Annotated in this window: 10 protein-coding genes and 2 pseudogenes; 5 read left to right on the top strand and 7 right to left on the bottom strand. The window is 44.8% G+C overall.

Annotation, left to right across the window (positions count from 1 at the left end; genetic code table 11):
• The 3 genes from Q0605_RS03470 to tsaD form a co-directional block, all read left to right on the top strand.
• A partial coding sequence (locus Q0605_RS03470; RefSeq protein ID WP_298704272.1) for a TonB-dependent receptor occupies positions 1–1,181 on the top strand: 1,181 nt, incomplete at its 5' end.
• Between the two features lie 368 nt (positions 1,182–1,549).
• The gene (creD, locus tag Q0605_RS03465; protein ID WP_298704270.1) at positions 1,550–2,932 is read left to right on the top strand and encodes a cell envelope integrity protein CreD; all 1,383 of its coding nucleotides are present in this window, start codon (positions 1,550–1,552) and stop codon (positions 2,930–2,932) included.
• Between the two features lie 338 nt (positions 2,933–3,270).
• Positions 3,271–4,278, top strand: a complete 1,008-nt coding sequence (gene tsaD / locus Q0605_RS03460) for a tRNA (adenosine(37)-N6)-threonylcarbamoyltransferase complex transferase subunit TsaD (protein WP_298704268.1) — start codon at positions 3,271–3,273, stop codon at positions 4,276–4,278.
• A gap of 58 nt (positions 4,279–4,336) precedes the next feature.
• On the opposite strand, the gene Q0605_RS03455 is transcribed toward tsaD, so the two are convergent.
• From Q0605_RS03455 to Q0605_RS03440, 4 genes and pseudogenes are all read right to left on the bottom strand, one after another.
• Positions 4,337–4,819, bottom strand: a complete 483-nt coding sequence (locus tag Q0605_RS03455; RefSeq protein WP_298704267.1) for a hypothetical protein — start codon at positions 4,817–4,819, stop codon at positions 4,337–4,339.
• Positions 4,803–5,261, bottom strand: coding sequence for a hypothetical protein (locus Q0605_RS03450; RefSeq protein WP_298704265.1), 459 nt, complete (start codon positions 5,259–5,261; stop codon positions 4,803–4,805). Before Q0605_RS03450 ends, Q0605_RS03455 begins: the two co-directional genes overlap by 17 nt.
• A gap of 324 nt (positions 5,262–5,585) precedes the next feature.
• A pseudogene (locus Q0605_RS03445) lies at positions 5,586–6,053 on the bottom strand (7-cyano-7-deazaguanine synthase); the annotation flags it as partial.
• Between the two features lie 468 nt (positions 6,054–6,521).
• Positions 6,522–6,788, bottom strand: a pseudogene (locus Q0605_RS03440) (7-cyano-7-deazaguanine synthase); the annotation flags it as partial.
• 54 nt (positions 6,789–6,842) lie between these two features.
• Between Q0605_RS03440 and ybeY the strand changes: the two are divergent.
• Complete coding sequence (ybeY, locus tag Q0605_RS03435; RefSeq protein WP_298704263.1) at positions 6,843–7,472, top strand: rRNA maturation RNase YbeY; 630 nt, start codon at positions 6,843–6,845, stop codon at positions 7,470–7,472.
• 216 nt (positions 7,473–7,688) lie between these two features.
• On the opposite strand, the gene Q0605_RS03430 is transcribed toward ybeY, so the two are convergent.
• The 3 genes from Q0605_RS03430 to Q0605_RS03420 form a co-directional block, all read right to left on the bottom strand.
• Entirely contained in the window at positions 7,689–8,258 is a 570-nt protein-coding gene (locus Q0605_RS03430) for a hypothetical protein (RefSeq protein ID WP_298704261.1), read from the bottom strand.
• A gap of 291 nt (positions 8,259–8,549) precedes the next feature.
• Positions 8,550–9,164 carry a hypothetical protein gene (locus Q0605_RS03425; RefSeq protein ID WP_297914539.1) on the bottom strand — a complete coding sequence of 205 codons (615 nt, stop codon included), beginning with the start codon at positions 9,162–9,164 and terminating at the stop codon, positions 8,550–8,552.
• Positions 9,165–9,223: 59 nt separating this feature from the next.
• Positions 9,224–9,772, bottom strand: a complete 549-nt coding sequence (locus Q0605_RS03420; RefSeq protein ID WP_298704259.1) for a hypothetical protein — start codon at positions 9,770–9,772, stop codon at positions 9,224–9,226.
• Between the two features lie 194 nt (positions 9,773–9,966).
• Here Q0605_RS03420 and Q0605_RS03415 point away from each other — a divergent pair, with 194 nt between their 5' ends.
• Positions 9,967–10,134 carry a hypothetical protein gene (locus tag Q0605_RS03415; RefSeq protein WP_298704257.1) on the top strand — a complete coding sequence of 56 codons (168 nt, stop codon included), beginning with the start codon at positions 9,967–9,969 and terminating at the stop codon, positions 10,132–10,134.
• Positions 10,135–10,138: the final 4 nt, after the last annotated feature.

Raw genomic sequence — 10,138 nt, 5'->3', positions numbered from 1 at the left:
CGAGCGATCTACTAGAGCTCAATCTTACGGGGTATTATACAAAGCATCAACGCATCGGATCGACTTCGACGAACGTAAAATGGGGTGTCGAGACCAAAGGCGGCAAAATCGGCGCTAAGAGTAAATTTGAAACGGGCGATCTGGCTCATACGTTGCGTTACGGCTTTGATTACTACCGCTCCGAAAACTACGTTAAGCCCGGCAATCTACGCCCCGAGAAGGTCGATAATTATAGCTTTTATATCGAGGATGCTATGCGCTACGGCGGGCTTACGGTAACTCCGGGTATCCGCTACGAAAGGCACGAGCTAAAAACTTACAACGGTAGAGGCGCTAATATCTCTAGCTACAAATATAAATTTAACGAAGTAAGCCCCGCCTTGGCGCTTGATTACGAGATCGGCGCGGGATTTGGAGCGTTTGCAAGCTATGCGCGAGTATTTAGAGGACCTGACGTAATGGAGAGCATGATGGCTGCGGGTACTAGCCGCGGCAGACCACTAAGCTGGATGGCTAATGAAAATTTAAAGGCCACTACGGGCAACGCCTACGAAATAGGCGGTCGCTACAAAAGCGAGCTAGGAGAGAATTCCTCGGTAAGCCTAACCGCAAAATATTTCAGGACGGAGTATAAAAATCTCATCGTAGATAACAATGCGGCGGGCGGAATCGTCGGCTGCCCGGGAGGCGCAGCAAATACTTTATGCAGGGCTAACGCAGGCGGTGCGGACATTGACGGCGTCGAGCTTTTCGCAAGATTAATATTAGATGATTTGAGCCTCGCTGCGGGTTACACACACCAGCACATAGAATATAAAGACCGCGTGCGCAGCGGCTCGGGCTATCTAAGCTCAAACATCATCGGCTACCGCGACTATGGCGATAAATACACCTTCAATGCCGAATACGCAATCTCTGCGGCGGATCTACTGCTGGGCTATAACTTGCTCTTTTTCGACTCCAAAAACGTAGCCTCCGCAAATAGCGACAAAAAAACAAAAGTGCCTAGCTACGCGGTTCACGATCTATATGTGACCTACGCTCCGGATAGCGGGCGATTTAAAGGGCTTGAGATCAACGCGGGCGTTTACAATCTCTTTGATAAAGCCTACGCGTCGCACTCACAGCGCAGCGCCGATTTCACCGGTGATTCAAACGCTATCGACTGGGAGCCGGGATGAAATTTCAAGCTAAGCGTGGCGTATAAATTTTAAAGCTTACGCGAGATGACGGTACGAAATTTTGCACGCTAAAGCGGCGAAATTTTAAAAATTCAAGCCCTTGGAATTTCAAAATTCCAAGGGCTTGAATTTCAAGCTTTTAAATTCTACTAACAGAAATTTTCTCATAAAATTTTTGCGAATAGCAAAATTCTCATTCGCAATGAAATTCTAGCTTGCGGCGAAATTCCCAAAATTCAAAGCGATATCCGCAACGCTTCACATCCAAAGTTCCTTTAGAATTTATAAGATTCCTCCCGCTTCAAGCGCCGTCCGTTTACTCTTCATCGTTAAAATTCCGTTTTAAATTCTACTTAAAAGGAGAGCCTTTGTTAAATTCTACTAAAAACGCCATTCGCGGCGCGTTTTGGACGAAACCGTTCATAGTTTTAGTGCTGCTTTTGCTGCTGCTAATCCCGCTAAGCTTTATCGATAATCTTACCTACTCGCGCTCCGAAACCAAGCAGCTCGCGCAGGATTCGATCCTCACGCCGGTGGGTGGTGAGCTGCAAATCCAAGGCCTTGCGATCGTAGTGCCCTACGCAGAGATAATCGAAGCGATAGACAAAAGCAACAACGAGCTCGTAAAAAGGCGCGTAGAGAAAAATTTCATCATCGTGCCTAAAAACTACTCCCTCGCGGCACAGATCGACCCCACCTATCTAAAGCGCGGGATTTTTCGCGTTCCGATCTATAACGGCGATTTTGCGCTTGAGGCGATAAACTATACCGAGCTCGGCGTCGATCCTGCGCGGCTAAATTTCGACGAAGCCGTGCTAGTGCTCGGCGTAGGCAATCAAAAATCCTTCACCGCTTCTCCTGCTTTAAGCTTAAACGGCAAGGAGCTTAAGCAATATCACGGAAACACCGAAGCTAAAATTTTCGATCGGAGCTTAATCTACAAGCTCCCCACTTCAGCGCTGTCGTCTGATTTTAGCATCAGCGGTACGCTTAAAATCCAAGGCGGCGAGGCACTTCATCTAGCTCCGATCGCGCAAAATAGCCGTTTTGAAATTAGCTCTACTTGGGCATCGCCTAGCTTTGGCGGCGGCTTTATCGCCAAATCGCGCGAGGTAAGCGCTAGCGGTTTTAAAGCTTCGTGGGAAGTTACAGGCTTAGCCGCGGGCATTGCTCCTGCGTGGCTTGCAGATCAAGATGACCGCGTCGCTATGACGAACTGGCGCAGCAACGACGATAGAAATGACGCCGTAAGCATCGGCTTCATCGAGCCCGTGAACAACTACTCGCTGATTAAGCGCTGCACGGATTACGCGCTGCTGTTCTTGGCGGTGCCGTTTTTAGCGATCTTTTTGTGCGAGGTTTACACTCACGAGCGCATCCACCCGATCCAATACCTTCTCATCGGCCTGGAAGACGTCGTTTTCTACCTGCTGGTGCTTTCGCTTTCCGAGCATATGGGCTTTGCGATCAGCTACGCTATCTCGGCGATCGCGGTAAGCGCGATAGTATTTTTCTACGCGAGCGCGATTTTTAAAGGCGCGCGCTGGGGCATTTTCATCACTTGCGTTCAGCTCGTCTCATACGCGATCCTCTATGTCATCTTAAATTCCGAAGACTATGCCCTATTGATGGGAAGTCTGATGATCTTTGCGGTGATTTCGCTCGTTATGTATTTTACGCGCAAGCTCGACTGGTACGACACGGCGATCCCAAGCGGCGAGAAAAAGCAGGAGCAAGAGCCTGAAATTTAGCCTTTAAATTTAGCGATAAATTTAATCACAATGGCCTTTGGAGCTTTAAAACCCAAAGGCCTTTTTAAATTTGCCCGCTAAATTTCAACTGCCAAAATTTCATCTATTTAGAATTTTACCCGCCGCGGCAGGCAAATCGCGGTGTGGGAGCAAGATGCGCGGCGACGCGTTTTAAATTTAATTCCGTTAGCGCACCGAGCCGAACGGCGCGCTTTAAAATTTAGCCCCGCGAGCGTGAGCACGTCGCGACCAAATCTAGAGCGCGCCGCTTTAAATTTTAAAATTTCATCTGCGCCGATTTTTTGAGTATAATGAGCGAAAAATTTTAAGGATTTTGTGTGATACTTGCTATTGAGAGCAGCTGCGACGACAGCTCGGTCGCGGTGATGGATGAGCGCAGTTTCGAGCTGAAATTTTACGAAAAAATAAGCCAGGAAGCCGATCACGCCAAATACGGCGGCGTCGTGCCCGAGCTTGCCGCGAGGCTGCATACGGAGGCGCTTCCGCGGATTTTGCAGCGCGCAAAGCCCTATTTTAGCGAGCTTAGCGCCGTCGCAGCGACCAATACCCCGGGGCTCAGCGTGAGCCTGATCGGCGGCGTGAATATGGCAAAAGCGCTCGCGCTCGCGCTAAATTTGCCGCTCATCGGCGTAAATCATCTCATAGGCCACGTCTACTCGCTGTTTTTAGGCGGCGAGGCGCGATTTCCGATGGGCGTTTTGCTCGTTAGCGGCGGACACACGATGGTTTTGGATATCGACGCGACGGGCGGTATCGAAATTTTAGCGACCACGGGCGACGACAGCTTCGGCGAGAGCTTCGATAAGGTCGCAAAGATGCTAGGGCTCGGCTATCCGGGCGGCGCGCTCATCGAGGAGCTCGCAAAAGGCGGCGAGCCGCGGTTTGAGCTGCCTGTGCCGCTAAAGGGCGATAGGCGGCTGGAGTATAGCTTTTCGGGGCTTAAAAACGCCGTGCGCGTGCAGATCGAAAAGCTAAAAGAGGCGGGCGAGCTGGATGAGCGAGCGATGCGCGATCTGGCGCGCTGCTTTGAGGACGCGGCTTGCGCGCACATACTGGATAAATTACAGCGGATATTTGAGCTGCGGCGCTTTGCGCGCTTCGGCGTCGTGGGCGGAGCGAGCGCAAACCTGCATCTGCGCGGGCTTTTGACGGATTTGTGCGAGCGGACGGGCTGTGAGATACTTTTCGCACCGATGAAATTTTGCTCCGACAATGCCGCTATGATCGCGCGCGTGGCGATAGAAAAGCTGCGTAAAAAGGAGTTCGTCTCGCCCGCAGAGCTTGAGATCATTCCGCATCTAAATCTACGCTCAGCGTTTGAGTAAAATTTTCAATTAGTTCACTGCCGTCCCTTTTTGTGACGATTGTATTTTTAACGCCATTCTATTTTTCCTTGATTAAATTTTGTATTTCCATGGAGTAGCTATATGATGACTGCATAGTTTCAGTGTAGCCATATTCTCCATATGTTTCCAGGCTTTCATTTAAAATTGAAATTACTTCATCAGTTGAAAGTGTTTTTGTATGCATTGGACTTAAACCTAATAATTGCCAAATTCTATGAAGTTGCTTTGGCCCTACTGTTTTATCAATTTCATAATCAAGAACAACTTCTATAAAACCTCCATTATAATATAAAATCCAAATAGCTTTTTCAAGCGTATTATGATCATATTCATAGTCTGGAAAATTATAAACTTTCCATAACCAACAGTTTCTTACTCTGTCAATAGTCCAATCTAGTCTACCGACAAAAATTTTATAATATGGATTATACTTGTAGTAAATTTTACTCAATCCGTACTTCTCATCATCCTCTTTGGTGATGATTGCATTTTCAAACGCCATTTTATTTTTCTCTCCCATCAACTAAATCTTGTAATTCCATAGTGAAATTTTCAATCTGCCCCCAAGCGCCATCACATCCATATACATTCAAAATTTTATTTAAAAGCATAAGTATTTGATTTTTTGAAAGGGCTTTAGTTTCTTTTGGCTTTAATTCTAAAAGCTTCCAAATTCTATGAAATTTTTCTGTATCCGATATATTGTTTTCGTAATCAAGTGTAACCTCTATTATCTCTCCTTTATAATATAAAGTCCAAACCGATTTCTTAAGATATGCATGATCGTATTCCGGATCTGGAAAAAATTTAGTTTCTATAAACCAGCAATCCGCATTTCTATCGACGACCCACGATTTTCCATCGGGTAAAGTTTTATAAACGGGATTAAATTGATAAAACAATTTGCTTAACCCGTACTTCTCATCATCCTCTTTAGTGATGATCGCATTTTCAAACGCCATTCTTTCCTCCTTAAAATTTAATTCTCGGATTATACCGAGATATGTTTATATTCGCCTATGCGATAATAATATGGCGTAGGAGTTAAATTTATAATTGATTTTTGCTTTGAACCGTGCGCAACGCTCTCGTTAAAATTTTTAAAATTTCAAAGCGCGGTTTAAATTTACAGCCGCAGCTCGGCGCGCGCTAAAGCGCAGGCCGCCGCCGTATGTTTGAAATCCCGCCACAAATCGTGCGGCGCTACGTATTCAAAACCCGCCCATATCAAGCGCTGCAATGACACGCCGAGCTACGCGAGCTCGGTAAATTTCGCCGCGGCGCGTCTAAATTTCTATCGCGTAAGGGATTTTATCTTTCGCGCCGGCGCCTGCAAAGCCTTTAAGCCGCAGCAGGCAGCTGTCGCAAAGCCCGCACGCAGCGTCCTCGCGCTCGTAGCAGCTCCACGTAAGCTCTAACGGCACGCCAATCTCAAGCGCCAGCGAGACGATCTGCGCCTTGCTAAGGTGCACGAGCGGGGTTTTGATGCGCGGATGAAAGTCGCGGCTCGTGCCCAGCTCAAGCGCTCGCTCGAACGCGCCGATGAAGCCCGCGCTGCAGTCGGGGTAGCCGCTGCTGTCCTCCTGCACCACGCCGATGAAGATCGCGTCGCAGCGCTCCTTCTCGGCGAGCGCGGCGGCGATGCTCAAAAACACGCCGTTGCGAAACGGCACGTAGGTGCTCGGCAGATCCGAAAACACGCTCTCGCCGCTTTGCGGTGAAATTTTATCGCTTTGGCTTTGCGACGAAATTTTATTATTTTGGCTTTTAGGTGAAATTTCACTCCCTGCGTGCTTGGGTGGAATTTTATCGCCCTGCTGCAGCTCGGCTCCGCTTTGAGGTGAAATTTCACCTTCTTGAACCAGAATTTTGCTGCCCTGCGGTGAAATTTTGTCGTCGCAGGCTAAAATTTTACCGCCTTGCGGCGAAGGCTCATCGCCCCCTAGTAAAATTTCAGCGTCTTGAATTAAAATTTCACCGCTCTGCAAGCGGCTATTTCGCGCCGAATCTGCATCAAGCGGAGCGTCCGCTGAGCCCGCCGAGAAATCTGACGCAGTAAAATTTTGCCCGCCAATCTCGGCATCAATAGAATTTGCCGCAATAGAATTTTGCCCGTTTAGTTCGGCGACGGAATTTGTCTTGGTAAAATTTTGCCCGTCTAGGCGAGCGCTCTTGGAATTTGCCGCGCTATCAATCTTGGCGCCGGCAGATTTTACCGCGCCGCAAAGCTCCGCCGCGCCCTTTCTGATCGGCAATGTGCCGTCCGTAAGGGCGTTACCGCCGATTTGTGCGATGAAGCGAGCATCTAAAATCAACCTCTTTGCGACCCCCAAATCGTCGCAAATTTTACTGAAGCACTCGCGCTCCTTGCCCATCGTGCGCTGATCGTAGTCAAAATGCAGCGCCACGATCTCATAACCTTCGCGCTTCGCGATATAGGCGCAGGTCGCGCTGTCCATGCCGCCGCTGATCACACATAAAGCTCTCATTTTTGTCCTTTTTTTGCTAAAATTATACGAAAATTTTATAAAAGAGGGGTAAAAATGATACTTTGCGAGCAGCCCTATCCCGAAATTTTGGACGCTATCGCGGCGGAGCTGGGCGGCGGGAGCGTCGAGCTAATTTTCGTGCGCGGCGAGGAGATGCGGCAGCTAAATGCGCAAACGCGCGGCATCAATAAGACGACCGACGTGCTGAGCTTCCCGCTCGATCCTGCGGCGTTTGCGGGCTTCGGCGGGGATTTGAGCGAGGAGAATTCCGCGCATAAAAACAGCGGCTCTAAAAATCAAAATGCTGCGAATTCCGCTAGTGAAAATACAAGCGCCGCAAATTCTGCGAGCAAAAATTCCAATACCATAAATTCCAAAAATTCCGAGGGCAAAAGTTCTAGCGATGAAAATTTAAAGAATAAGAATTTTGACGGCGGAAATTTTGCTCCCGCGCTGCTCGGCTCGGTCGTTATAAATTTAGACCTTGTAGAACTGAAAGCCGCGCAGCTGGGGCACGGCAGGGATGACGAGACGGCGCTGCTTTTTACGCACGGTCTGCTGCATGTGCTAGGCTTTGACCACGAAAGCGACGACGGGCAGATGCGCGCCAAGGAGTGCGAGATAATCGAGAAATTTCGCCTTCCAAAAAGCTTGATCGTGCGAACGGAGGGAAGCGAGGAGTAGGCGCTGCGGATAGCAAGCTGCGCGGTAAGCCCTATATGGATCACGAAGTAAAGTTTATATTCGAGCAATAAATTTGAAGTGTCGAGGCATGAGTGAGAAAAATTTTGCGATATATATTGAAAAAGTTTATTTGACGTTAGCAGAATGAATTCCTGCGCGTATTTTTAAGTAGAATTCTTATCGCATCAGATATTGCGGAAACGTTATACGACATATTTATGCCCCTTTTAATGAATTTTTATATGCTTTATTTAGTTGAAAAAATGTAAAAAATAAAACTAGCGCCAAGATAATTCCGCTGAATAAAAAGAGTTTTTGTTCAAAGAAATTTTGCCTAAGATCAACTTCGATGATTACTTTATTATCACAATCTCCAAATTCTACGATATGAAGATTTATCATTTTTAAGATTACGCATTTATTATTAATGTATCTGCTAAATATAAAATCACAAAAGTATTTTTCTTGATAGTCGTATTTGTTTGTATCAATATGAAAGTCGATAAATTCCCAAGAAAAGATTTTGCCATTTCCCGTTACAGATATCTTGCAACCATTACCGCTTTTATAACTATGAAATCTAAAAAATTTCTCTACTGTTCCGGAGAAAATATATGGATTCTGTAAGGACTTCTCACTGGGTGCAACTGCATAAGCGGCTGAAAAACATATAGGCATAAGAACCATAGAAAATACGGCAATCATAGCTAAAAAATTATGCTTTTTAGCAAAGCCGAATTTGATTAGATCATTACAATAATCCACGTAACGAAGCGGATTTTTCATTGTGTTCCTTTAGATAAACATAGATGGTAGCCCAAAAAGCGCACGCTATCGCAAGTTCGGTAATTAGACTTAACGGCTACCCTCGATATCCGCAAAGTGCGAATGGGCGCACAAAATCTAACTGCATTTTCATTAAATTTCAAATGATATTTACGATATATTGTATTGTGCGGCGGATTAAATGCTGCTTAATATTTTTATTACAAACGCGAAATAAAAAGCCTAGAAACAAAGGTTTGTACGAACTAGCTTCTACATCGCAATTATCAAATACCTTTTCTTGCAGCCCTCTTAATATTTAAGACCGCTATCTTTCGTAGTAAAATAAATTTTTACATTCGAAAAAATAGGCAAATCTTGTAAATTCTCTAGTTCTACCTTATACATACCTTTTTGTAAGGGCGTGCAGGCGATCGTCGCACTATATGCATCATAGTGTTTCTCGCCCCTATAAATACTCGTTTGCATATACGCGGGGCGTAAATTCCTCACCTCTGCAAACACGGGTTTTAACTTATAATAAAAATACTCCTTTCTGCGTCCAAATTTATTCGGCTCATTATCTATTTTGTATATCTTTAGACTTAGCGGTATTTTGGTACCGCGCAGCAGCGTTTCGTTCACGTCGTATTCCCCTCCTATATACGTATTTGCGAACTCATCATCCAAGAGCTTCATATCTCTATCGTAATCGTATGAGACAAAATCCAAAGTAAAATATCTACAAATTTTATCATCTTTGTTATTTATATATAATTCCGCTTTATTGCCGGCTTTAGTTAAATTTATATCGGTAAATTCCATAGGAATGCGCGGCTTAATTATCAAATAATTTATAAGCTCCTCCGCCACATAACAAAACAAAATAGACGCCGCTATTATAAAAATAAATTTTAATACTCTCATATTGCTCCATTTATAGGCATTTTAGCGGATTTATCCTTTCGCTTTAAGCATAATAGATTTTATTCACATTCATGAATATATGGATCTTTTAGGGTAAATTCGCCGTAATTTCCCAACCAAAATTTCGCATGCTCAAAATTGTCAATCGCAAATGTCGCATGGTGTTCGCTGTATACCCTGCGCGATCTGCATTTTTTGCCTTTGTAATCATAGTGATCTGATAGCTTTTTATAAAACTCGATGCTTTCGTTATCAAAGTCGTAGCCCAGCGCGATATCTTGATTTCGCCCGTCGTAAAAATGAATATAGTCGAAATCGAGGTTGTAATAAACTTTGCAATGATCATTATCGCCGTTTATTATAGCATCGCCGCAATATTTTTCTAGTTTTAATTTCTCTTTTTCAAACTCATGCCGTAGCTCAATCTGCTCAGACGGGTCTAAATTTTGTGTTTTCTCAGTAAAAAATTCCTCTTCATACCTAAGCGCCTTCTGCAATAAAATAGCCGCATATTCGGCTCTTTTAGAATAAAAATATAGAAAATAGGAGGTGTATAACATAAAGATAAAACCCGCAAAAATCATAAAATTTCTAAGTAGTTTTTTCAAATCGTTGCCTTTCTATATTCTATATCGGTGCAAATAGTTTTGCCTCTTTCAAAAAAAAGCGATGACTTATTATATCCCGTTAAGATTAAATAGCATTTGCAATTTAATATTATATTTTGATTTTAATCTGATATAAGAACGACGGGACGTAAAATTTATCGTCGTATCATGTAAATTCTGCGAGCAAAATTTATGTGAATAAAATTCACTCAACTGCGCGCCTAGCCAAAACTCACGGAGTCTATATTTGTTCCTGCGGACAAACCCTCAAGCGCGCCGATTTAGAATTTAAATTTCTTAAATTCTATCTTTTCATCGAAAACCGACATCGTGCGCCGCAGCTCGTCTATATCGACATTTAGTACG

The organism is uncultured Campylobacter sp. (genome assembly GCF_938017705.1).
In the GTDB taxonomy this organism is placed as follows: Bacteria; Campylobacterota; Campylobacteria; order Campylobacterales; family Campylobacteraceae; genus Campylobacter_B.
Note: the sequence above shows the minus strand (reverse complement) of the source record. Positions and strands in the feature narration are given on the sequence as shown.

Excerpts from the sequence above, each read along its gene's own strand:
- Q0605_RS03455 (WP_298704267.1), bottom strand. The coding sequence starts at position 4,819 with ATGGGAGAGAAAAATAAAATGGCGTTTGAAAATGCAATCATCACCAAA.
- Q0605_RS03450 (WP_298704265.1), bottom strand. The coding sequence starts at position 5,261 with ATGGCGTTTGAAAATGCGATCATCACTAAAGAGGATGATGAGAAGTAC.
- ybeY (WP_298704263.1), top strand. The coding sequence starts at position 6,843 with ATGATACTTTGCGAGCAGCCCTATCCCGAAATTTTGGACGCTATCGCG.
- Q0605_RS03430 (WP_298704261.1), bottom strand. The coding sequence starts at position 8,258 with ATGAAAAATCCGCTTCGTTACGTGGATTATTGTAATGATCTAATCAAA.
- Q0605_RS03425 (WP_297914539.1), bottom strand. The coding sequence starts at position 9,164 with ATGAGAGTATTAAAATTTATTTTTATAATAGCGGCGTCTATTTTGTTT.